The organism is Fluviicola sp., assembly GCF_039596395.1.
Lineage (GTDB): Bacteria > Bacteroidota > Bacteroidia > Flavobacteriales_D > Crocinitomicaceae > Fluviicola.
In genome coordinates this window covers 228548-253599 of the sequence record NZ_JBCNJT010000003.1, presented here as the reverse complement: position 1 = coordinate 253599, position 25052 = coordinate 228548, and the positions used below count along the sequence as shown (strand labels likewise).

At 43.5% G+C, this 25052-nt stretch carries 18 protein-coding genes; 10 read left to right on the top strand and 8 right to left on the bottom strand.

The window, feature by feature from the left end; translation table 11 throughout:
• Nucleotides 1–59: 59 nt before the first annotated feature.
• From ABDW02_RS16415 to ABDW02_RS16395, 5 genes are all read right to left on the bottom strand, one after another.
• Nucleotides 60–2489 (bottom strand): CUB domain-containing protein, encoded by a 2430-nt coding sequence (locus ABDW02_RS16415; RefSeq protein ID WP_343636436.1) that lies wholly within the window; start codon nt 2487–2489, stop codon nt 60–62.
• A 2-nt stretch (nt 2490–2491) separates the two neighbouring features.
• A complete protein-coding gene (locus ABDW02_RS16410; RefSeq protein WP_343636434.1) occupies nt 2492–2923 on the bottom strand; it encodes a hypothetical protein in 432 nt (143 codons plus the stop codon).
• Nucleotides 2924–3186: 263 nt separating this feature from the next.
• Nucleotides 3187–5319 carry a PKD domain-containing protein gene (locus ABDW02_RS16405; protein ID WP_343636433.1) on the bottom strand — a complete coding sequence of 711 codons (2133 nt, stop codon included), beginning with the start codon at nt 5317–5319 and terminating at the stop codon, nt 3187–3189.
• 1 nt (nt 5320) lies between these two features.
• Nucleotides 5321–5752: a hypothetical protein gene (locus tag ABDW02_RS16400; protein ID WP_343636428.1), complete on the bottom strand. Its 432-nt coding sequence runs from the start codon at nt 5750–5752 to the stop codon at nt 5321–5323.
• Between the two features lie 286 nt (nt 5753–6038).
• Complete coding sequence (locus ABDW02_RS16395; RefSeq protein ID WP_343636426.1) at nt 6039–9419, bottom strand: methylmalonyl-CoA mutase family protein; 3381 nt, start codon at nt 9417–9419, stop codon at nt 6039–6041.
• Between the two features lie 271 nt (nt 9420–9690).
• Here ABDW02_RS16395 and ABDW02_RS16390 point away from each other — a divergent pair, with 271 nt between their 5' ends.
• Both ABDW02_RS16390 and ABDW02_RS16385 read left to right on the top strand, forming a co-directional pair.
• Entirely contained in the window at nt 9691–12567 is a 2877-nt protein-coding gene (locus ABDW02_RS16390) for a histidine kinase (protein ID WP_343636424.1), read from the top strand.
• Nucleotides 12564–13316: a LytTR family DNA-binding domain-containing protein gene (locus tag ABDW02_RS16385; RefSeq protein WP_343636422.1), complete on the top strand. Its 753-nt coding sequence runs from the start codon at nt 12564–12566 to the stop codon at nt 13314–13316. Before ABDW02_RS16390 ends, ABDW02_RS16385 begins: the two co-directional genes overlap by 4 nt.
• Nucleotides 13317–13366: 50 nt before the next feature.
• Here the strand turns inward: ABDW02_RS16385 and ABDW02_RS16380 are convergent, their stop codons facing one another.
• Complete coding sequence (locus tag ABDW02_RS16380; RefSeq protein WP_343636420.1) at nt 13367–13819, bottom strand: hotdog domain-containing protein; 453 nt, start codon at nt 13817–13819, stop codon at nt 13367–13369.
• A gap of 85 nt (nt 13820–13904) precedes the next feature.
• Between ABDW02_RS16380 and ABDW02_RS16375 the strand changes: the two genes are divergently transcribed.
• The 8 genes from ABDW02_RS16375 to ABDW02_RS16340 all read left to right on the top strand — a co-directional run bounded on the left by ABDW02_RS16375 (nt 13905) and on the right by ABDW02_RS16340 (nt 20010).
• Entirely contained in the window at nt 13905–15926 is a 2022-nt protein-coding gene (locus ABDW02_RS16375; protein ID WP_343636418.1) for a tetratricopeptide repeat protein, read from the top strand.
• An 85-nt stretch (nt 15927–16011) separates the two neighbouring features.
• Nucleotides 16012–16515 carry a GNAT family N-acetyltransferase gene (locus ABDW02_RS16370; RefSeq protein WP_343636416.1) on the top strand — a complete coding sequence of 168 codons (504 nt, stop codon included), beginning with the start codon at nt 16012–16014 and terminating at the stop codon, nt 16513–16515.
• A 5-nt stretch (nt 16516–16520) separates the two neighbouring features.
• Nucleotides 16521–16910, top strand: a complete 390-nt coding sequence (locus ABDW02_RS16365; protein ID WP_343636414.1) for a hypothetical protein — start codon at nt 16521–16523, stop codon at nt 16908–16910.
• 5 nt (nt 16911–16915) lie between these two features.
• Nucleotides 16916–17527, top strand: coding sequence for a hypothetical protein (locus tag ABDW02_RS16360; RefSeq protein WP_343636412.1), 612 nt, complete (start codon nt 16916–16918; stop codon nt 17525–17527).
• Nucleotides 17528–17665: 138 nt separating this feature from the next.
• Nucleotides 17666–18229, top strand: coding sequence for a LemA family protein (locus tag ABDW02_RS16355; protein ID WP_343636410.1), 564 nt, complete (start codon nt 17666–17668; stop codon nt 18227–18229).
• Between the two features lie 9 nt (nt 18230–18238).
• Entirely contained in the window at nt 18239–19159 is a 921-nt protein-coding gene (locus ABDW02_RS16350) for a M48 family metallopeptidase (protein ID WP_343636408.1), read from the top strand.
• The gene (locus ABDW02_RS16345; RefSeq protein WP_343636406.1) at nt 19159–19599 is read left to right on the top strand and encodes a hypothetical protein; all 441 of its coding nucleotides are present in this window, start codon (nt 19159–19161) and stop codon (nt 19597–19599) included. The genes ABDW02_RS16350 and ABDW02_RS16345 overlap by 1 nt, the downstream gene beginning before the upstream one ends.
• A gap of 108 nt (nt 19600–19707) precedes the next feature.
• Nucleotides 19708–20010: a winged helix-turn-helix transcriptional regulator gene (locus ABDW02_RS16340; protein WP_343636404.1), complete on the top strand. Its 303-nt coding sequence runs from the start codon at nt 19708–19710 to the stop codon at nt 20008–20010.
• Between the two features lie 471 nt (nt 20011–20481).
• Here the strand turns inward: ABDW02_RS16340 and ABDW02_RS16335 are convergent, their stop codons facing one another.
• Nucleotides 20482–23076, bottom strand: coding sequence for a TonB-dependent receptor plug domain-containing protein (locus ABDW02_RS16335; RefSeq protein WP_343636402.1), 2595 nt, complete (start codon nt 23074–23076; stop codon nt 20482–20484).
• Between the two features lie 300 nt (nt 23077–23376).
• On the bottom strand, nt 23377–24960 hold the full coding sequence (gene bshC / locus ABDW02_RS16330) for a bacillithiol biosynthesis cysteine-adding enzyme BshC (protein ID WP_343636400.1): 1584 nt from the start codon (nt 24958–24960) through the stop codon (nt 23377–23379).
• Nucleotides 24961–25052: the final 92 nt, after the last annotated feature.

Sequence of the window (25052 nt, the reverse complement as noted above, 5' to 3'; positions counted from 1 at the left end):
TCATAAAAAAAGGCCGTTAAAAAAACGGCCTTCTGTCTTATCAGTCATTGAATTGTCATTTATTGCTTTATCAATGAATACATTTTTGATCCGTTCCTGATCATGTAAACTCCGGCTCTTAAAGTCGAAATATCCAGGACCAAGGTCCCGTCTCCCTGCTTATAGGAAATCACGTTCATCCGCACATCCTGTCCCACGGTATTCAACAGACGGAATGTACTCAATGAAACCAGGTCGCCCCGCACGGTAACCAGGTCTGTTGCGGGATTCGGGAAAATAACCAGGTCATTGACACCTGCCATATCTATGTAAACAGATTCCATTTCATGGATACGCTCCTGTCCGTCAAAATCAACTTGTTTCAACCGGTAATAGGAAATCCCGTTCAAAGGCATATGATCTATTGTATAATAATCATTCGGCACCTGGGAATTTCCTGCGCCGTCTACCATCGCTATTTCTTCCCAACCGTCAGCACCGCTCACCGATCTTTCCACCACAAAGTAATCATTGTTCTGCTCCGTACTGGTTTCCCAGTTTAATCTCACGGCCGCATTGTCCACCGCCGTAGCCTCGAAACTTACCAGGCCAATCGGCAGGGAAGTACCGCAATTTACCGTAATACACTGCGGAGAACTGTTATAGGTACATCCGAAATTGTCGGTTATGCTGTAAACAAAACAAGGTGTTCCCTGGTTGGTCGGAGTCACATTCGCAGTCGTTGCACCGGTACTGGAAAGAATCGGGCTGGCAGACCACCCTTGTGAAACGATCGTTGGTGTATACGACGCTGCTGAAAGCACAGCAGCACTGAAATTGATATCCCAGTTGAAAATATAACCGTTATCGATTGCCAGGTGATCCGTTACCTGGATGGTCCAGTTTCCGTTCATCGGACAACCAATTAACCCGGAGAAAGAATTTGCCGGCATGTAATTTCCGGGAGCTATGGAAGCCCCGGCAGGATTCCCCGCAGTAACCGTTCCACCGTTTACCAATAATACGGAGGCTGATGGTGTGAAACAATAGGTCGCCCCTACTCCCGGTCCGGTCCCTCCGTCATCCAGCGCTCCGCCAAGGTATGTTCCTCCTCCACCCGGATAATCTTTCAAACTGATCGATTGCCCGTTCGGACAAACCAACCGGATATCCAAATCCCCCAGGAATGAGTGCTCGATATTCAGACACACATTCGTAACGTCAGTTGCAGCAGTGATCGTAGCACTTGGACTGTAACAATTGGTCGTGATGGAGGTACTATAGGAAACTCCCGAACCGTCCGGAAGAAAGGTCGTTCCGGAAACCGGCGGTGTACAATTTACCGTATACGGAGTCATTGTTACCGTAGCAGCCAGCGCAGATGTCTGGTTCGTACACAAAGTAGCCGGCGTGGCAGAAGTCGTAATGGTTGGCGTGGTAGAAACCTGGATGTTCCGGTTAATAGAATTGGAGTTTGTACAACCGTTCGGATCGGTAATGACCAGGTTCGCGAGGTAACTTCCGATTACCGGATAAGTATAATTGATATTTGCACCACTGACCGTAACTCCGTTCCCCATATTCCAGGCGTATGTAGCTCCCGTTCCGGAAGTCCCGAATGTTCCACTTCCTACCAGGTTGATACTTTGTCCCTGGCAAATGCGTATGACACCATCAACGTCCGGAGCTTCATTCGAACTTACCCAGTTGGAAGAAATGGTCTGACAGGTTACTACACATGATATCGTGGCTGTCCAACCGGCGTAGGTGACCGAACCGTCCGAAGTGAAGCGGAAAGTCAGACATCCTGAAGTGTTTGCCGCCGAGGCTATCACTGTTCCCGGACTTGTTCCTCCGGAGTAGGTACCGATCAGCGTAGCTCCTGTTGAGTTTCCATCATAAATGTATAAATAATCCCAGGAAGCTTCTGTTTGGAAAGAAGTGAAAGCAGCCTGTACTTTCGCTCCTGCTGTTGACGGGCAAATCGTATAGGTATAGTTTGCACTATTCGGATAATTTCCTGTTCCTCCCGGATCCAGAAAAGTAGCGGCACAGGCAGATGTTGATCCTGTTCCCATGACAATAGTTGGCGGTGGTGGTGCAACACAACTGATTGTAGCCACCCAACCTGAATAATTGACACTTCCGTCTGAAGTGAACCGGAAGGTCAAACAACCGTTCGCAGCGGAAGAAACAATGGTACCCGGACTCGTTGTACCGGTATAGGTCCCGATTAATGGTGCACCGGTTGAATTTCCATTATAGATGTACAAATAATCCCAGCCTGATTCAATATTCAGAGTTGAAAAAGCAACCTGGATCGATTGTCCGGCTGTGGAAGGACAAATCGTGTAAGTCAGGTTCTGCCCGTCAGTATAATTTCCTCCTGAACCTCCTGAATCATAGAAAGTTCCCGAACACGCACTGGAAGAACCATTTGCCATATTGATAGTTTGAGCCTTGGCAGTAATCGAAAAGATCACTGCTCCAACTAGTAATAGTCTTTTCATAATCAATATTTTACAGGATCTATTACGATGATGTAATTGGTTCCATCCACACGGACCACTTGCGTCTGATCGCTAAAAAAAGGAAGGTTGTAGGTAATCGGGACAAATGTGGATGGGTTGAACTGGCTGTAATCTATGGCGGAAATTGCCGGATTAAATTTGTTCATAACCGGAAAAGAAGAAAGCAAGGGATATTTGTCATTCTCAGTCAATGGCTCAATCAGGTATCTCATTCGATTGATAAAACAATCCTCCAATACATTTACAGCATCCGGATTTTCAGAAACCCATACTTCTCCGTAAACGGCTTTAATTTCAGGCAAATACGAAGAAACATCGGTTAATTGGTAAGGAGCTGATTCATTCTGACAGAACGCACTCCATGAATAGGCGCAGAATACCCACGCGAGAGCAGTAGTAAGTAAGTAGTTCATTTTTAAAATGTTTGAAACAAAAATAGAAGAAAGGAATATCTCAAAAACACCTCAAAATGAACCCGTTAAAATCTGAACAAGCTAATTATTTAGTAAAATCTATTTATTCGATAGACTTTTACAAATATTCATTCAACACCAACTAATTTTAATACTTCACGAAAAAGTAAAAATTGACTCGTGTTACATAAACAACAACTATTATTGATAAATCATTTTTTTCAAACAAAACCTTCTTCCGTTTCTTAAAAGAGGGCTCTTATTTATCTTTTTACGAGAGCATACACTTTCGCTCCGTTCTTGATCACATATATTCCTGCGCTGAGTAATGAAATATCCAAAACCAGCGCACCATTATTCGGTTTAAATGAAGGCACCTGCACCCGGACATCCTGCCCCATTGCGTTTAACAACTGGAATGTACTCAGAGAAACTATATCGCCCTGTATAGTAACCTGGTCAGTGGCCGGATTCGGAAATATGATCAGGTCGTTCATTCCTGTTATGTCTATGTACACGGATTCTGTTTCGTGCACCCGCACCTGGCCATCGAAGTCAATTTGTTTCAGCCTGTAATAAGAAACACCGTTCAAAGGCACCTCATCCGATGTTGTATAGTAATTGGCCGTTTGGGAATCACCCGCACCGTCGACGGTTGAAACCGGCTGCCATCCTTCAAAACCACTCGCAGAACGCTCCACCACAAAATAATCGTTGTTCTGCTCCATACTGGTTTCCCAGGTCAATCGCACGGATTGATTATTGACAGCTGTAGCATCGAAACTAACCAGCCCGACCGGCAGAGAAGCTCCGCAATTTACCGTAATACACTGCGGATGCGTATAGGTACATCCGAAATTATCAGTCACACTATAGGTAAAACAAGGAGTTCCCTGGTTGGTCGGAACCACGTTTGCCGTGGTACTCCCGGTACTTGTTAAAGTAGGAACTGCCACCCACCCTTGTGATACGATTGTCGGAGTGAAAGAAGAAGCTGTAACCAGGGCCGTGCTGAAATTGATATCCCAGTTAAAAATGTACCCGTTATCTGAAGCCAGGTTGTCTGTTACTGTAATGGTCCAGTTTCCGTTGAGCGGGCATCCCACCAAACCGGCAAAACTCTGAATCGGTGCATAGGTTCCTGCCGGGATGTAGGTATCGGTATAAGTTCCGGGACCGTTACCACTCACAAATGTACCACCGGATACCGGCGCACTTGCCCAGGCTGCTCCGCCCATTGCAAAACAGTAATTGGCACCGGTTCCAGGTGTAGTTGTCGTAGAACTTCCGTCAACCGGCGCTGTTGCCCATGGAGTTCCCAGGTTTGCGGATCCCGTTCCCGAAGGATAAGTCAAAATACTCACATTCTGCCCGTTGGGACAAGTAATCCGCATCGACAAGTCACCCGAATAGGAATGCTCCATATTCAGACAGATATTCGTGATATCGGATATGGAAGTAACCGTGGATCCCGGAGGATAACAATTGGTTGTAATGGAAGTCGAGTATGAAGCTCCGGAACCATCCGGAAGGAAGGTTGTGCCCGAAACAGGCGGCGTACAGTTCACAGTATAAGTTGTCATTGTAACGTTCGCCGCGAAAGCCGAAGTCTGGTTCGTACATAAGGTAGATGGTGTTGCCGTACTGGTAATGGTTGGTGTTGTGGAAACCTGGATATTCCGGTTCAGGTTATTGGTATTGGTACAACCGCTGGGATCGGTAATGATCAGGTTTGCCAGGTAACTTCCTGCCGCCGGATACGTGTAATTGATATTTGCTCCGCTGACAGTTACCCCGTTCCCCATATTCCAGGCATAGGTTGCTCCCGTCCCTGATGTACCGAAGGTTCCGCTTCCCACCAGGTTGATACTTTGGCCCTGGCAAATGCGGATAATTCCATCCGGCTCGGGTGCCTCGTTCGAGCTTACCCAATTGGAGGTAATGCTTTGACAAGGGACAATACAGCTGACTGTTGCCGCCCAGCCCGCAAAGGTAGAAGGAGACAAAATACTTCCGTCGGAAGTGAACCGGAAAGTCAGACAGCCGGAAGCATTGCTGGTGGATGCAGTGATGACTCCCGGACTGGTACTTCCGGAAAAAGCTCCGATCAAAGGTGCTGCCGTACTGTTCCCGTCATAGATATAAAGGAAATCAAAATTGAGTTCCGTGGCAAAAGAGGTAAAAGTGACCCGTGCCTTGTTGCCTGCAACGCTGGGACAAATGGTATAAGTCCGGTTATCGTTGTAGGTGTAGTTTCCCCCGCTTCCTCCCGAATCGTAAAAAGTTCCGCTGCAGGTAGAAACCGTATTCGTTCCCGCAGGCATATTATAGGTCTGAGCAAAAGATTCTTTCATCCAGAAAGAACACACAATAAAGGGTATTACTATCTTTTTCATATCAGTTGCGCGTTTTTACCGGTTCAATAATGATGATATAATCAGTGCCATCTACCCGTATAACCTGTGTTTGATCACTGAAAAAAGGCAGGCAATAAATGATGGGTGTAAATGTTGACGGATTGAACTGACTGTAGTCAATCGCAACAATCGACGGATTATTCTTGTTCATCAGCGGGAAAGATGAAAGCGAGGGATATTTATCGGTCGCAGTTAAAGGTTCGATCACATAGTTCATGCGGTGCAGAAAACAATCCTGCAGTACTGAAACAGCTTCTGGGTTATCAGCAACCCAGGTTTCCCCATAAACGGATTTGATTGCAAGCAGATGAATATCTGTTACCAAGTCTGAAAGGTTTTCTTCCTGTTCCTGTCCGAACGCGTGGCTATAAAACAAAGTGCACGCAATGATTATGACGCGAATGTGGTTCATTGTAACTAATTTTTACATTCCAATTTAAGGAATTAATTCGTGTAAAAAAAGCCAAAGATCCAGATTTTAAAAAGCCCGTTTAAACTACTTCATTAGTAAAAATAAATTTTCAGAGACTGCCATGAAATGTTCATTAGGAAAAAAGAAATATTAATTCCCTGCCAATTATTCCAGATTATAAAAAACAATGAATTCAACAAAAACAAAACTTTTTGTTGAATTAAAAACAAAAAAAACACCCTTCCATACCGAGATACGAAAGGGTGTTTTTAAACGTAAAAAGGAATTACATATTTCTGCGGTACTGACCTCCTACCTCGAATAAGGATTTGGTAATCTGACCCAAAGAAGCATATTTACACACCTCCATCAATTGTTCGAAGATATTTTTATTCTGGATTGCTGTTCGCTGCAATTCACTCAGCATGGCATCCAGTTTATCTTTGTGATTCTCATGCAAAGCTTTCAGCATGGTGATCTGGTATTGCTTTTCTTCTTCGGAAGCACGGATCACTTCTTTCGGTTCTACGGTCGGAGAACCTTTGGAACTTAAGAAAGTATTTACACCGATGATCGGGAAATCTCCATTATGCTTCAATGTTTCATAATACAAGGATTCTTCCTGGATCTTTGAACGCTGGTACATGGTTTCCATTGCTCCCAAAACACCTCCGCGCTCAGTAATACGGTCAAATTCCGACAATACAGCTTCTTCCACCAGATCAGTCAATTCTTCGATGATGAATGAGCCTTGCAGCGGGTTTTCATTTTTCGCCAATCCCAATTCGCGGTTGATGATCAGCTGAATAGCCATCGCTCTGCGTACGGATTCTTCCGTAGGCGTAGTAATCGCTTCATCATACGCATTGGTATGCAATGAATTACAGTTATCATAGATCGCATACAGAGCCTGTAACGTCGTACGGATATCGTTGAAATCGATTTCCTGCGCATGCAAAGAGCGTCCGGAAGTCTGAATGTGGTATTTCAACATTTGGGCACGTGCATTTGCCCCGTATTTTTTGGCAAGCGCTTTTGCCCAGATTCTTCTTGCCACACGGCCGATTACCGCGTATTCCGGATCGATTCCGTTGGAGAAGAAGAATGACAGGTTCGGCCCGAATGCATTGATATCCATTCCACGGCTCAGGTAATACTCGACATACGTGAACCCGTTTGCCAACGTAAATGCCAGCTGCGTGATCGGATTTGCACCGGCTTCCGCAATGTGGTATCCCGAAATAGATACGGAATAGAAATTGCGCACCTGCTTTTCAATAAAGTATTGCTGCACGTCACCCATCAGGCGCAATGCAAATTCGGTAGAGAAAATACAGGTGTTCTGCGCCTGATCTTCTTTCAAAATATCTGCCTGAACGGTTCCGCGAACCTGCTTCAGTGTTTCTGTCTTAATTTCAGCATAAACATCTGCCGGAAGCACCTGGTCTCCGGTAACACCCAAAAGCATCAGTCCCAGTCCGTCATTTCCTTCCGGAAGTTCTCCCTGGTATTTCGGGCGGTCTACCCCTTTTGCTTTATAGATAGCTGCGATCTTCGCTTCTGTTTCTTTCTCCAACCCGTTTGCCTTGATGTACTTTTCGCAGTTCTGATCAATGGCAGCATTCATGAAGAAACCAAGGAGCATCGGTGCCGGACCGTTGATAGTCATGGAAACTGAAGTCGCCGGATGCGACAGGTCGAAACCGGAATACAATTTTTTTGCATCGTCCAAACAACAGATTGAAACTCCGGAGTTTCCTACTTTCCCGTAAATATCCGGTCTCAAATCCGGGTCGTTACCATATAATGTTACCGAATCGAAAGCTGTTGACAAACGTTTTGCCGGCATTCCCAAACTCACGTAATGGAAACGGCGGTTGGTTCTTTCCGGGCCACCTTCACCGGCAAACATACGCGTAGGGTCTTCTCCTTCGCGTTTGAACGGGAATAAACCGGAAGTGTAAGGAAATTCTCCCGGAACATTTTCCTGCAAAGACCAGCGCAAAATATCTCCCCACGATTTGAATTTCGGAAGGGCCACTTTCGGAATCTGTGTATGAGAAAGTGATTCGGTATGGGTAGCCATGCGCAATTCCTTATCACGTACTTTGAAAATGAATTCCGGTGCTGCATAGGATGCTTTTTTTGCTTCCCATGCTTCCAGGATTTGCCAGTTGTGCGGATCCAGATCGCGTTTTACCGTTTCAAATGCTTCCTGAACACCTTTCACCAAGCGGTCTTTATCGTCCATGGAGCTTGCCTGAAGTGTTTCGATCGAACGCTGCAAACCGTATAATTTATCCGCTACATCTACCTGCTTGTTCACCCATTTGTCAAAGTTCCGGTTGTTCTCGGAAATTTCAGACAAGTAACGGGTTCTGTCAGGCGGAATAACGAAGATTTTTTCAGACATTTCCTTCGTGATCTCGAATTTGGAATCCAAAGGAGCATTTGTTTTATCTTTCACCTTATCCATGATCACTTTATACAAAGTATTCATTCCCGGATCGTTGAACTGAGAAGCGATAGTCCCGAAAACAGGCATTTCGTCTACATTCTTATCCCACAAATTATGGTTTCGCTGGAATTGCTTGCGAACATCACGCAAAGCATCCAAAGCTCCTCTTTTATCGAATTTGTTCAATGCAATCACATCCGCAAAGTCCAGCATGTCGATTTTCTCCAACTGGGTTGCAGCTCCGTATTCCGGAGTCATTACATATAAAGAAACATCGGAGTGATCTAAAATTTCCGTATCTGACTGCCCGATCCCGGAAGTTTCCAGGATGATCAGGTCGTAATTGGCTGCTTTCAAAATCTGGATGGCTTCCGCAACGTGCTTGGACAAGGCCAGATTTGACTGACGAGTCGCTAATGAACGCATGTAAACACGATTGTTTTTGATCGCATTCATACGGATACGGTCACCCAACAATGCACCTCCCGTCTTTCTTTTTGACGGATCCACAGAAACTACTGCAATTTGCTTGTCCGTGAAATCCATCAGGAAACGGCGCACCAATTCGTCCACCAACGAAGATTTTCCGGCACCACCAGTACCTGTAATTCCCAAAACAGGAACATCGTTCTTAGCCGCCATTTCGTGAACCTGGCTCATGATCGGCGCCGCCATTTCAGGATAATTTTCAGCTGCGGAGATCAAACGTGCAATTGACGGAACATGTTTTTCCGCCAAATGATTCACTTCACCGTTCAGCACATCTCCAACCGGGTAATCCGAACGCTCCACCAAATCGTTGATCATTCCCTGCAATCCAAGTGCACGGCCATCATCCGGGTGATACAAACGCGTGATCCCGTAATTTTGTAATTCTTCAATTTCAGAAAGCAGGATCGTTCCTCCTCCTCCACCGAAGATCTTAATATGCGGAGCACCTTTTTCCTTTAGCAAATCATACATGTACTTGAAATACTCCGTATGTCCTCCCTGGTAAGATGTCATCGCAATGGCCTGCGCATCTTCCTGGATAGCGGTATCCACCACTTCTTCCACCGAGCGGTCATGGCCTAAGTGAATAACCTCACAACCGGTTGACTGAATGATCCGGCGCATGATATTGATTGCCGCGTCATGCCCGTCAAACAAGGATGCTGCTGTAACAATCCGGATATTGTTTTTGGATTTGTAGGGTGCTTGTTGCTCCATAATTGAAGTTGTTTTCTTTGATTTTAAGGTCTCAAAGATAACTCAATTTGCAGATACTTTTTCGTTCCCAAAGCGAAATTCAATCCACCACAAACACAAAGCGGGCAATTATTTCCTGAAATGGTCATTTCTTCCATTATTTGGTCCTGAAAAAATACGCTAAAACATTCTTTTTGCAACCAGATATTCATTCACTTTCAATTCCCTCCTCCAAATCAATGTTCCGGAGATAGTGAACCAATTACTGTCTCTTTTTTAGTAATCTTGTATCGTGAAAACCTTCCGTTTTGCCTGTTTGTTTTTTCTCTTTGCTTTCGGTGCGAACGGACAGGAATTGTATGGAAAATACCTGGATCACGAACAAGGCCTGCTCTCCAAAGAATGTTACGACATCATTTGCGATAAAAAAGGGTATTTGCTCATCAGTACACAATATGGCCCGGTAAAATACGACGGTGAAAAATGTACGCCCATTTGTATGAACCTTCCGATCGAAGAGCGGGTGATTTATGATTTTGAAAAAGCCCCGGACGGAACCATTTACCTGCTGAACTCCAAACAACAAATCCTGAAACTGAAAGGAAATAAAGCCATCCATATCGGGCCGAAAAAACTACCCTACGATTTTGCAGATTATGGTTTCATCAAATTACATTGGGCTAAGAGCGGCTTGTATATCCTGTCTGCCCAGCGCTATTTGAAATATTCATTCCGATCAAAAAAAATACACACCTTCTACAACTATAACAGACCTCAGAATTCCTATTTTAAGTATGTATTTGACTCCAGGAGGGAATTTCCGTTTTTAAAATATATTCAGGACATTACTACTTATTTCAATGATCAAATTGTCGAAATTGAGTATCCCGAGACTCATCAGCGTTTAGATTCTCAGAAAACCATCACAGTGCAATCCAGAGAAGACGCGTTAACCCTTGGAAAAACTACTTATATACTCATTAACACGGTTTTATATCGTAAAAAGGATGGTTATGTAACTCCCCTAAACTTCAAACGTGTTCTTTTCATGGAGCAATTCTATAACCGGATCTGGCTTTGCTCTTATGACGGCTTGCTGGAACTGGACTTGAACGGAAACCTGATCCGTCACTATTTTAAAGGACAATTGGTGGCCGGGGTTTCTCCGCTGAGATCCGGAGGTCTCGCTGTCTCATTCAACAAACACGGGGTCTTTATTTGTTCCAATAGCAATAATCGGATTTACAAAGACATTACAGCTTCCTCCGCAGTCCAAATTCCTCCATATAATCTTATCGGCACTTCAAACGGAAGTATTTATCAGTATAAGGATCAACATTTTTGCAAACTGGCAAAGATTGATTCACTGGGTTATGCGGAAAAGGTAGGTGTGGCAAATGCCATTTGGGAAATCAATGCGTATGAGAACTACCTGCTGGTCACTTCAACGAGCGGCATGTATTGTTATGACCGGAATTTTCGATTGATCCGGCATGTAACAAATCCCAGATGTTATTACTTCGGATTAATTATTAATAACAATAATTTTTACTTTACCCAGCGCATCAGTCTCCGGAAAACGACCTGGCAGAAATGGAAATCTCAAACTTATGATCAGTACCATTATGTATCAAAAAAGATCTTCCTAAAAGACATCAGATGCTACTATCGCTTAAATGATTCCATCGTTCTTATCGGCACGGATAACGGATTAATTCATTTTAATGTAAAAACAGACAGACTTAAGCGTTCCCCATTCTTTAATCAGGAATATGCAGTCAGAGCATTAAAAAGAACTGCATCCGGTGAAGTAGTTGTCTTTTCAAGGTATCACGGCATTTATATTTTTGATGGAACTAAATTGGTAAGGCACATTCCTTCACCGAGTGTTTCTGTCATGAGTGGTTTGGTTTACAAAAATCACCTCATTGTCCAGGGAAATGACGGTATTTTTATGCGCTGCCTGGATCACTGGAGATCCGGCGAATGGATCAAAATTTTCAACGGAGAGACCCAAAGTGTTTTTGCACTTGAAAACAGCCTGTTGATCTCTTACAACAATGACCTGATCATTACTCACTTGGCCGATTACAAGAAGGAGCAAATACCGGTTATTCTAAATACTGTCGAATTGGGAGAAACCAGGGTAAAGACTTTACCGGCCAAAATTGCTCCGAACAGATCCATTTCCCTGGATTTTGACATTCTTCATTACGAAGCTGATAAACTCGACCTGTTCTACCGGTTAAACGGAAGTACAAGCATCCGGCAGAGCGTAAAAGGAACTCAGATCAATTTTGATGCATTGAAAAGCGGCCAATACATCCTGCTTGTCTATCCGGTAATCAATGGAGAAATACATTTCGATAATCCTAAAAAGTACCATTTTACGATTGAAAAGACTTTTTGGGAAAGCACCGCTTTCTATATTATTACAGGCTTTTTACTTGTTTCTATCATTATTTCCATTGTGCTGATCATCCATTTAAGACGCCGCAAACGAAAATCCGAACGCTCGGAACTGGAAAGCAAACTGAATGAATATAAACTCCTTGCTGTAAAAGCACAGGTAAACCCGCATTTCCTGAGTAATGGGTTTGCTGCCATCCAGGCATTGATCTTAAAAGAAGATAATGATCTGGCCGCTCAATACCTGGCAAAATTCAGTTTCCTGATGCGGAAAATCCTCTATTACAGTGAAACGCAGTTCATCACCGTCAAACAAGAACTGGAACTGGTAGACGCTTACCTGGAACTGGAATTGCTACGCTTCAGACACCGCTTTAACGTCCGCAAAGAAATGAACCTTTCGGAAAGTCAATTGAGTGAATTCCGTTTTCCATCGCTGCTCCTGCAGCCAATTTTAGAGAACGCTATCTGGCATGGCTTGAAATTCCAGGAAAATGACCCGGAACTGAACATTTCATTTTCTTTCAATCCAGCCGGGCAACTGATTGTTCGGATCAGCGACAATGGACCCGGGTTCAATACAGCCAACCAAAGCGAGGAACATTTATCAAAAGGCAATAAACTGATCCGGGAACGGATTGATGCACTCAATCTGCAATTCCAAAAAGCAGTAGCTTTCATGGAAGTCAGCAGTTCTTCTTCCGGCACAACCATCACATTCCTATTCAGTCCCGAAGTCTACCAATCCCAACAACTATGAAGGCATATTTAATCGATGACGAACAGGCAAACCGGGAAGTCCTTCACATCCTGGTCCAAAAATATTACCCGGAAATTACGATCATTGGCGAGTCTGACAATTTGGACACCTTTCTTAACAGCAGGCAGCTACAGGAAAATACCGACTTGTTGTTTTTGGATATTTTAATGCCCGACAGTACCGGTTTCGATTTATTGAACCGGCTCAAAAAACGCAGGTTTGAAGTCATTCTGGTAACCGGGTTCGAACAATTTGCTCTGCAGGCATTTGAGCATTCCGTGATTGATTACATTCTAAAACCGATCGACAAAGACCGCTTTTGTGCGGCAATTGAAAAAGCCAGGAAGCGGATTTCGGAAAAGAAACTCATCGATTCGGTTAAAAGCCAATTGGACGACCGTTGCAAAATTGCAGTCATTAAGAACAAAAAAACACATTACATCAATTGTTCCGGTGTGGCCTACATGGTCGGACAATCGGGAGGATACACCTCCATTTTTTGTAAGAACGGAGATTCTTACCTGGTATCCAAATCACTCAGCACCCTGGAAAATGAACACAAAGAAGTTCCTTACCTTATCCGGGCAAGCCAATCGGTCATTATCAACCTCGACGATATTGCAAGCTGCGACCAGGGCGGATCAGGTTATATCGGTTTAAAGACCAATGATTTCGAAGTATTTCTTCCGAGAAGAAAAAAAAGAGAAGTGCTTCAGCAGGTCGATGCCTATCTGAAATCGCAATCGTAAAGGAGGTTCAAAGAGTTTAAAGGATTCAATTTGAACTTTTGAACTTTTATTTATTCCGCGGAAAAACCGTCTTCAGTCGGAAGCAGCAACGCCTTCCCGTACTTTTCAATACGCAGCGCGTGGCGTTTTTTGACGTATTCCGCAATCGGCAGGGATTTCCCTTCTTCATCGATTCGCACAAAAGTCATATTGGTATGCGTCACCAAATCCTGGTTCCCGGTATAAACGTTGTGTTTGCGGATTTCCATGTACAATTCAATGGAAGAATTCCCGAATCGCACGACTTTCCCATAGACTTTCAGAATGGCCCCGGATTTCACCGCTTTTTTGAAGACCAGCTCATCCACTTTGATCGTAACCATGTTGGGCGAATCACAAATCTGCGAAGCAAAAGAACCAGCAGCGTCGTCAATCAGGGACATCAATTTCCCACCAAACATGTTGTTGTGAATGCCTATATCAAAGTCTTTACAAATATATGTGGTGATCAATTCCATTTCCATTATGCTCAAAGTGCTGCAATGCTTATGCTTCAGCAACGCCACAAAAGTAACAAGAGATCATGGATCAATAGTCAAAACATGCGAAATGTTTATTTCCTTTAACAAAGCTTATGACTATAATACGTATTATTGTGACGTGAAAAATTCCTTGCTCACTATTGCTTTGATGTTGGTTTTTGTTCCTTCCCGGGGACAAACGAGTGGTATTGATTCCATTTACCGGCTGGGAAAATCCGAAAAAAACATCCGAAAAAAACTACTTTTATTCAACGAGGCTGTTGCTTATGGGTGGTATTACGGCGATTACGACAAAGCAATCAGTTACGGAAAAGAATCTCTGAAACTTGCCCGCAGGCACCACGAAGATTCCATTGCAAGTTTGCTTGATAACAATATCGGTATTGCATTCGACTACAAGGGCGATTACTCACAGGCTCTGACCCATTTTTTCAAGGCATTGCGCGTTGCCGAAAAGATAAAGGACCGGAACAACGAAGCCTACATTCTGAGCAATATCGGATTGATCTACAACAACCAGGAACAATATGAAAAAGCGCTTCAATACCACGAGAAATCCCTTCGTATCCGGCGTGAATTGAAGTTTCAAAAAGGAATTGCGGCTTCGGTCAACAACCTGGCAATCGTTTTTATGAACCAGGAGAAATATGAAAAAGCCATTCATTATTACCGGGAATCTATGGCGATCGACATCGAAATGAACGACAGTCTGGGACTTTCCGATGATTTCAATAACCTGGGGGTTTGTTACCAGAAACAGGGAGATTACAAACGATCGGAATATTACCAGCTTAAATCATTGGCTATTCGCGAAAAACTCAACCTGAGCCTGGGAGTTGCTACTTCGAAATTAAACCTGGGAGTGGTGGCCGTCAAGCAGGGAAAACTGGCAGAAGGAGAAAAGTACCTGAACGAATCCATGGCCCTGGCTGAAAAACTGGGCGCTAAGGAAATTTTGAAATCAGTTTGCCAGTCACTCTCCGAATCGGCTGAAAAAAGAGGCGATTTCAAAACCGCTTTTAAATACCTGCACCGGTTTAACCAGATTGAAAAAGAACTGGCCAACGAAGACAATATCCGCAAGCAGACCCAGGAAGAAATGAACTACAAGTTCGACAAAGAGCGTGAAACACAACGCCTGAACCAATTGGCAACAGCTTTGGAAAACAAAAAGAAGCAGGAACAGGCGCTGATCATTAACTGGGCAATCGCCATTGTCGGAATACTGATCCTTGGTTTCTCATTCATCCTTTACCGGCGCTGGAACGAAGTCAAAAAGCAAAAAGTGATCATCGAGGAGAAAAATCGCCAGGTAGAAGAGAAAAACCATGAGATCCTGGATTCCATTAACTATGCCAAACGCATTCAAACAGCCATTCTTCCTTCCAGTCAATTGCGCGAACGCGTCTTACCGGAACATTTCGTTCTTTACGAACCGAAAGACATTGTAGCCGGCGATTTTTACTGGCTGGAAGAAACCAAAGATTCGATCATTTTTGCCGTGGCCGACTGCACCGGACATGGAGTTCCAGGAGCCATGATGAGTGTGGTTTGTCACAACGCCCTGAACCGTTCGGTCAAAGAATTCGGTTTAAGAGACCCGGGATTGATCCTGGACAAAACGCGTGAATTCATTGTAGATGAATTATCCAAGGAAGAGGAAGATATCGAGATTTCAGACGGAATGGATATTTCCCTGTGCACCTGGAATAAGAGCACTCACCAAATTACCTGGGCAGGGGCTAACAATCCGCTTTGGATCTGGAAAAAAGAAAGCAGCGAGATCGTGGAGATCAAACCCAATAAGCAACCCATCGGGAAGCATTTCGACATGAAACCATTTACAACGCACGTTGTAGAACTGGAAAAAGGCGATCGTATCTACCTCATTACCGACGGCTATGCAGATCAGTTCGGCGGACCGGAATCGAAGAAATTCAAGGCGAAAAACCTGAAAAATCTCCTGGTTCAGATCTCCCATGAACAAATCGCCCGCCAAATCGATAGTTTGAGAACAACTTTCTTCAATTGGAAAGGCGACTTAGAACAGATAGATGATGTGTGTATTATGGGGATTGAGATTGAATAATTCCTAATTACGAATGCCGAATTAGGAATTATTAAATGGGGTTCATCCTGATAATTAGTAGATCCTCGAATTAAATGGGTAAAAAATGACTAAAATCCTCGAAACGCCCCGCCTCTACCTTCGGGAAATGACCCCGGACGATGCTGAAAATGCTTATTTGCTGAATTCAGATCCGGAAGTGCTTCGATATACCGGCGACGATCCTTTTGAAAGCATTGAAGAAGCCCGCACATTCCTGGAAAACTACGAATCTTACCGAAAATATGGGTTTGGCCGTTGGGCAATGATCCTGAAAGAAACCGGCGAATATCTGGGCTGGTGCGGATTGAAATACACTCCCGAACTGGATGAATTCGATATCGGTTACCGGCTCATGAAAAAATTCTGGGGAAAAGGTTATGCCACGGAAGCTGCCGGAGCTTGCCTGGAACTGGGATTCGGTCAGTTGGGCATGGAAACAATTGTGGGACGAGCTATGCCGGAAAATGGTGCTTCTGTGTGCGTACTTGAAAAAATTGGCTTAACTTACCTGGAGAATCGAATGACAGAAGGAACAGAAGAAGTTATTTACATCAAACACAAATCGTAAAAAGTATGACAGATCCCAGGGTTAGTGAATACATTTCAGCATTGGAACCTGCCGAACAGGAATTTGTGGCTTATGTCCGGAGTTTTGTTCCGAACATCGATCCTGAAATCCGCGAACAGATCAAATGGAATTCATTAGCATTCTTTTATTCGGGTGAAATGAAAGCTTTCGACGCCAAAGAATACAAACGGGATTTGCTGGTGGTAAATTTACACCGTGGAAAATTCCTATTGGTCTTCCCCACCGGTTCAAAGATCGACAATGCTATTTTGAAAGGAACCAATTATCCGGACGGACGGAAGATCGTAACTATCGATTCGTTAAACGCTTTGAAATCGATCGAACCAAACCTGCATGCCGGAATCTTAAACTGGATAGCACAAATTGAAAAATAGAAGGTATGAGCAAAGTAAGTCAGTTATGTTTCGTTTTATTGGTCGGAGTAACCATCACATCCTGCGGCGAATCCACTCGTGAAAAAGCCAAAAGATCGGTGGAAACAGAACCAAAAACACCGGCACAAAAAGAATGTGAAACACCCACCGAAAAACCTGGCTACCTGATCGAAAATAAAATCCTGCATACTTTTTCGGATCCCGGAAAGAAAGACGAATTCCGAATTGTTGTCACGGGGGAAAACCTCCTGAAAGGAAAAGTACTTTTCACCATCACCACTTCGGAAGGCAAGAACATTCTAAAAGAAGAATTCGAAGCAGATTACCTGCTTGGTTATGATTTCACAGGAGACATTCATTCCCAAAAAGAAACGGACGCCTTTATAACCAAGCGCATCAAAGAATTTTTCTCCAAAGACCGATTCACCACACCGGCTATTGAAGAAGACGTACTTTTTGAAGACCAGAGTTATTACATCGACCAGGAAACCTGGGAAGAAATAAAAGCCAATAAACAGGCCGTAGGGTTTTATTATTTGCTGGGCAAGGAAGACGGGAGACATGTTGCCTTCTCGAAGAAAAAAGGAAGAGCGGTAATGTATTACAATTGTTGCTGATCACTTGTTTAGGTCTAAGAGTTTACTCACTCACATTCAAAAACATCCGTTCAAACCTCCATTTTAGTTAAGAATTCCTAATACAGCATGCGAACAAAAATTAGTACTATATTCGCTTAACATTTTAAACTTAAAAACATGATCGCTGGACTTATTATTGGAGGTGTTGTATTGATTCTAATCTTTTGGTTAATCTCTATTAACAACCGACTTGTTTCATTGAAAAACAATCGCGAAAGCGCTTTTGCGGATATCGACGTACAATTGAAACAACGTTACGACTTAATTCCACAATTATTGGGGGCTGTTAAAGGCTACATGAACCACGAAAGTGAAGTATTGACACGCGTTACAGAAGCTCGTTCCAGATACCTGCATGCAGGAACTATTTCTGAAAAGATCGCTGCTGAAAATAACATGGCTGCTGCAATGAACGGATTGAACGTCCAGATTGAAGCTTACCCGGATTTGAAAGCAAACACGAACTTTATGCATTTGCAGCAGGAAATTGGTGATTTGGAAAACAAACTGGCTGCTGTTCGCCGTTATTTCAACTCTTCTACCAAAGAATACAACAACGGTATCGAACAGTTCCCAAGCAGTTTGATCGCTGGTTTCAAAGGATACAAAACAGAACCGATGTTCGACCTTGGAGTGGAGCAACGCCAGACTTTGGACAAAGCTCCTGAAGTTAAATTCTAATTGGTCTGAATGGCAGCTTATATTGGTCTTCATCAACAGATCCGAAGCAACAATTTAAAATCAGCTTTGATATTGGCAGGATTCCCGTTATTGATTTTAGCGGGAGTCTATGCTTTTTTCTTCTTTATGATGGGAGGAAAAGATCACATGGAACAAGTCAATCAGCGCTTTATCACAACAATTCCTTTTGTGATCGCAGGAGTATTGATCTGGTTCCTGATCGCTTATTTTTTCAACGCTTCGATGATCCAGATGGCTTCCGGCTCACGTCCACTGGAGCGCAGAGAGAACATGCGTGTTTACAACCTGACGGAAAACTTATGCATGTCCGTAGGAATGAAAATGCCGCAATTGTTTGTGATTGATTCTCCGGCTCTGAACGCTTTTGCCAGCGGGATCAATGAAAAAAGCTACGCCGTTACGCTCACAACTGGTATTATCGACCATTTGAACGACGAAGAACTGGAAGGTGTAATCGCCCACGAACTAACGCACATTCGAAACAAAGACGTTCGTTTACTGATTGTTTCCATCATTTTTGTCGGGATTCTTTCTTTCGCGGTAGACCTTTTACTGCGCAACCTGCTTTGGGGCGGAGGCCGCAGAGATAAAGATGACAACAAAGGTGTTTTGATTGCATTAGTCATTTCAGCCGTTGCCTTGTTATTGTCAGTCCTTTTCAAATTCGCTTTATCCCGCAGACGCGAATACCTTGCCGATGCAGGTGCTGTACAAATGACACGCAACTCACGTGCTATGGCTTCCGCTTTGCGTAAAATCTCCGGTCATTCGGAGGTTTCTAACGTAAAAAGCGAGGACGTCAAGCAAATGTTCATCGAACACAAAGCATTGGACGGTGCAGGATTTGCAGGTTTATTTGCCACCCACCCTCCTATCGAAAAACGCATTGCCGTTTTGGAACAGATGTAATGCATTCAAAGGCAACTCACCAGACTTTCATCACGCTTGGAATCATCGCCCTGGCATTTGCCGGGTTTCTTCCGTTGGGTTATTCCATCATTCATCTCAAAGGAGAAAACAATTTCGGAAAATTCATTGCCAGACCCGCTTTCGGGATTACTCATTCGGTTTACTACCTGAATTTCCTGCTGCTTACTATTCCGCTCGTTTGCGGATACCATGGGAAAAGAGTAATCGCCCGAGTATTGGTCATTCTATTCGCTATCTCAGCTGTTGCAATAACTTTTATAGGGTGTACTTTTATCGGCTTTCATTGGAGTGGGCCCATTCACGGAAATACCGGGATAGGGATGATTTCCATGCTTGCAGGTGATTTGCTGATTATGACCGGATGTTTGTTGCAGATCCGGTACAACAGGAACCAAAATCAGGATCAACCTACGGTATAAACAAAGCCAAATAGACGGATGTCTATCCGTATTTTTTCTCCAAAAAGTACTTGTTTGAAATGATCTTTTACACTAACTTAAGTAGAAATCGTAAAAAATCAGTTCATCATGGGAGCAATTAAACTAGCCATTTATCCACGTACTCAAATCCGGAAATCTGACGTTGCAAGAGCCATATCTGTACCCGCAAGGATTACCATTCTAAAGACAATTATAGAAGACGGTAGAACAAACGGAATATATTTGTCAGATGTATTGAAGTTAAGTCAACCAACCATTCATCATCATTTAATGGTCCTGAAATCCACCGGATTAATCAAGGGAGATTTTTTTGATGAAGACTATTACTGGTTCCTGAATTATGAATGTGAGGATGAGCTCAATGCTTTAAGATGGTTCCTGGAAGATTAACGTGCTTATTTAAGACAACAGATTCTTCCGCAATCGCGCGCCCACACTGGGCAAATAGACGCATGTCTATGCGTATTTTGAGGATTGAATCACGGTGCACTAAATCTGGCTATCAACTTCACATTGAACCTTCGCTGCGTCACGTAATTCGACAGTGAGTTCACAACCTTAAATCGTTCAGGAAAATTAGCATCTTACTTCTAAGCTCAATACCCGGCAATCCCGCGTCCACACTGGGCAAATAGACGCATGTCTATGCGTATTTTGAGGATTGAATGACGGTGCACTAAATCTGGCTATCAACTTCACATTGAACCTTCTGTGTCACGTAATTCGACAGTGAGTTCACTACCTTAAATCGTTCAGGAAAAATCAGCATCTTACCTCTAGCTCAATACCCCGCAATCCCGCGCCCACACTGGGTAAATAGACGCATGTCTATGCGTATTTTGAGGATTGAATGACGGTTTGCTAAATCCTGACTATCAACTTCACATTGAACCTTCGCTGCGTCAGATAATTCGGGATCGAATAATACTTCCCGGAAACGTCTTGTACCCATTGCTTGGAGAGCACGTTATTCACCCCAAGCAGGTTAAACACCTCAAACGAAATGATAGCACTTTCCATTTTCTTCAGGAAATTCCGCGTTTTTCCCGGTTTTCGGTACAGGATATCGTAAGACATCCCCATATCCACGCGGAAATAAGATTTCATGGTCAGAGTATCCTTGTAGCGCGAATGATCCGGCGGACCATAAGGCAAACGGGAACCATAGGTAATTCCAACCTGACAGGTCAATTGCTGTAATCCGGGCATGTGATCCTGGAACAATACACCAACGGTAACATGCTGATCCGTCGGTCTGCGGATATATCCTGGATTTACCCGGTTTGAATCCACCGCAACCTGATCTTCGCTGTACCCGTAAATAATCTTTTCACCCGCAGCATTGTAATAATCGTAGTAATAATCGCCTTTGATATCTTCCTTCGTAGAAAGTAATCCCAATTTAAAAAAGGACATCAGGCCGGGAACGAATTCACCGTTCAGGTTCAGGTCCAAACCGGTCGCGTAAGCCACAGCATCGTTGTTGGCAAAATAGCGCGTACGAACGTTGTCAACTTCGTAAGGGTTTACGTCCCATAAGTATTTGTAATAAGCTTCTGCAGAGAATTTAAAAGGAGCCTCGCGTTTCCACATAAAGAAACTGTAATCCATTCCTAATACAAAATGCGCTGACTTCTGCGATTTTACGTTCTGATTGAGTTGCCCGGTAAATGTCCGGAACTCCCGGTAAAAAGGAGGCTGATAATACAATCCGGAAGAAAAACGGTAACGAACTCCCCGGCGGACAAATCTCCCGTTGTGGTAAACATATTTCACCGGGAAATAAGTTAAGGATAAACGCGGAGTAATGAAACCGTCACTATTGAAACTCGTGTAAGTTCCTCTTAAACCATAATCCAGGCTGAATCCGGAACGTGACTCATTAATCGTATCACGAATGAAGCGCTCTCGAAGTTTGCCCGTTGAGTCTTCGTAAGTAATTTTCTTTTCAACAGGAATATTTTTACGAACCTTTTTCCATTCCCAGTGATCCTGCAAATATCCGTTGTAACGCTGATTTTCAAGCTGTAATTTGCCTTTGATTACTTCGTAAAGATCTACTTCATCTGTTGGCTGGTCTACCTGCGAATAACCGGCAGAATCCACATATTTCCATTCGCTCAATACATCATTGAAATGATCGATCTGGATTCCCGCTCCCACTTTCAACTCGTGACGGGTATTCTGGTTCTTTGGTTTAAAAATAACCGATCCGTCGTGGTAAACGCTGATAATATCTGCATTCAGTTTATTGCGTGCATGGTTCAGAAAACCACCGATACCCAAAACTGCGATTGAATCTCCGAATTCTTCTTTGGAAGGGTCTGTTTCCAGTTCGTTGATGAAATATTCACCCAGAATATCAAAGGTTTCGCGCTCATCACTACGGAAATAGGTGAAGAAAGTCCGTCCATCGTATTTTTTGGATGAGTAGTTCAAAGATGTTCCCACGGTAGAAGTCAGGAATTTCGTTTTTTCCTGTCCTTCGAAATAAATATTGAACGAGTAAGCCTGGTTTGCCGTCCCGAAATCGGTTTGACTGGTTTGCGGAGCGAATTGGTACAGGTTGGAAGAAATATGCCCGAGCATCGTCCAGGACCAGTGTTCGTTGATGGTATAATTTGTCACCGCCTGTGCATCCCAAAAAACCGGATTGTAATTTCCCTTGGTAGGAAGCGAATTCAATAAATACCCGTTAGCCCGGTATCTAGCCCCGAATAAATACTGGAAACGGTCGTGTTTACCCACTTTATCTTCTACATGTGCTTCGACACCCAATAAGGAAGCCATTGCCGAAATACGCAACGAATCCGGTTTCCGGTAGTGAATATCCAAAACCGAGCTCAATTTATCGCCGTACATGGATTGAAAACCTCCAGAAGAGAAGTAAATATCCTGTACCAAAGCGGTATTGATAAAGCTTAATCCCTCTTGTTGACCGGATCGCGTCAGGAAAGGCCTGTTGATCAAAAATCCGTCGACATACACTAAATTCTCGTCGTAATTTCCTCCGCGAACGTTGTAATTGGAAGTCAATTCGTTATTGGAGTTAACTCCGGCCTGGGTCAATACGAGCATCCGTTCCACTCCACCCAACACCTGTTTTTGCAAATCAATCGGTGGAATACGATCCAAGCCGTTAACTTCTTCTTTGACCGTTTTAATCACAACCCCGTCGATGATTCCGAAATCAAAAACCACCGGATCCAGTATAAACGAATTTACTTCAGGGATCTGGACATTTTTGCGGTACTCATTTTCGGAATCGAATTGAGCGATCATCCCGTATTTATTGGGCATCAACTGAACCTGGAAACGGCCGTTTTTATCCGTGGTAGCAGCAACCGTGTCTTTCCCCAAAATAAAAAAGACATTCACGTTCGCCAACGCTATTTTCCGATTATCCAGCACATTTCCGGTTACCTGAACCTGCGACCACAAAGCAGTCAATGGCATAAAAACAAGAAGAAATAGTACAAGAAATTGGTTTCGCATCTTCGCTTAAACGTTGAAATGCCGAAATTAGTGTAAAGTTTTTTATTTCATTGGAAGATCAACTCATTTTTGGAATATTTCCCACAGACGGGTGCAGATGAATATGGAAGAAATTTCACCAAAGGTTAATCTTCTTCTCTGTAAATAGAGATGCATATATCAAGAATCATAAAAAAGAATCCAAAATGGAAGGATTCCTTTCTATTTCAGAGCAGTTTAAATAACAAAAACATCTGTGTTCATCTGCGCTATCAGCGGGAGTTATTTTGCCAGATCAACCACGATTAAGGCCGCCTCAAACGGATCAATTTCCGCATGTATCCGTTTCAAAAGCTCATTATAAGCTCCGCTCGGAGCAAATTGCAACCAATGGAAATAACGTTCCTGCAAGGAATTTTCCGGGATAATGCGCTCCGAAATAAAATCGATCGACTGAAGAACTTGCTCGTGGCGCTGCTTCAATTGTTTGACCAAACGCTGTTCGAATGACTCCAATTGTTTTTTCATGCGAACGGTTTCTGCCTCTGCAAAAGATTCCAGGGTTGCTTCAATGGATTTTGCCTTTTCGATCATCGTTGTACGAAGCGTATCAAATTCCTTGTAAAGCGTGGAAAGATCCAGATCATCGCCTTCATTTTCCTTCAGGAACAATTTTTTCAAATCTTCTCTTGGTTCGAAAAAACGTTCGTTTGGCCAGTTCAATTTATCCATGCGTTTTTTCAGCGTACCATCTATCAATTGCAGGGAAACACGCTGCTGAATTAACGGGAACAAGGTTTGATGCACTTCAAAAACTCCTTTCAACTGGATCCAGTAAGCCATTTCTCCTCCTCCTCCGACATAAACCAGATTCGGTAAGATCGTTTCCTGGTAAACGGGACGCAGGATTACATTCGGAGAGAAGTTTTCCGGTTCCTGTTCGACCAATTCTGCCAATGCTTCACGCGTGTAGACCTTTCCGTCAATTGCCAGTCCGTTAGCTGTAGGTTCGATGCGCAAACGCTCACCTGCTTTCAGGTAAAACAAATTACAATCGCGGGAATGCGCCTGAGGTTTGTACCCGGCCGCTTCAACCAGTTTATTCATATTCTGAACAGCATGATTAGCCAGGTCACTGGAAATTTCTCTCAGAACAACCGGGATAAATTCGCGTTTCAGGTCCCGGTCATCCGGTTGAAGTACCAACACTCCGAATTCGGCAAATAACTTGCTGATAAACTCCTGTTGATACGCCGCGTAATCCGGTTTTTCAGCAATTGAAAGCAATGCGTTGATTTCCGTTTCTTTCCCTTCAAAAAAAGCACTGAACTGAGACTTTACCTCGTTGAAATCCTCCATATTGAAACGGCCAACAGGCCCTGTCTGGCCAGATTCCCAGGTCAGTTTCTGGTTGAATAACTGAGTGGATTTCACTTCATCGAAATCGTGGTCTTCGGAAGCCATCCAAAATACCGGAACGGCCTTAAATGCACTTTGGCTTTTATTGAATTCTTCGGAAAGACGAACCACGTGAAGCACTTTATAGATGAGGTAAAGCGGTCCGGCAAAAAGTGTCAGCTGATGCCCCGTTGTAATGGTAAACGTGTTTTCGTTTTCCAGCAATTTCAGGTTTTCCAATTGACTTTCCGATGCATAGGAACCGATTTGCCTGTTCCAAACCGTTACCAGTTTTTTTCGTTTCTCAGAAGAATAAACTTCTTTCTTTTTTTGCGCCTGTACCTCTAAATCCGAAATGGAGTTTAGTGGCGCTGTCAGAAATTGCCCGAATGCTGATTGGTTCCCAAAAGCCTGGGAAAATGATGAAAATTGTTTGATATGTTGTCGAGCGATTGTTGTATGATTCATGGGGCAAATGTACATATCATTTTCAGTTGTAGCAGTTACCATGGAAAGCAAACTGTTAAAAACTCCCAACTGGTTACCGATAGGTTTTCAAG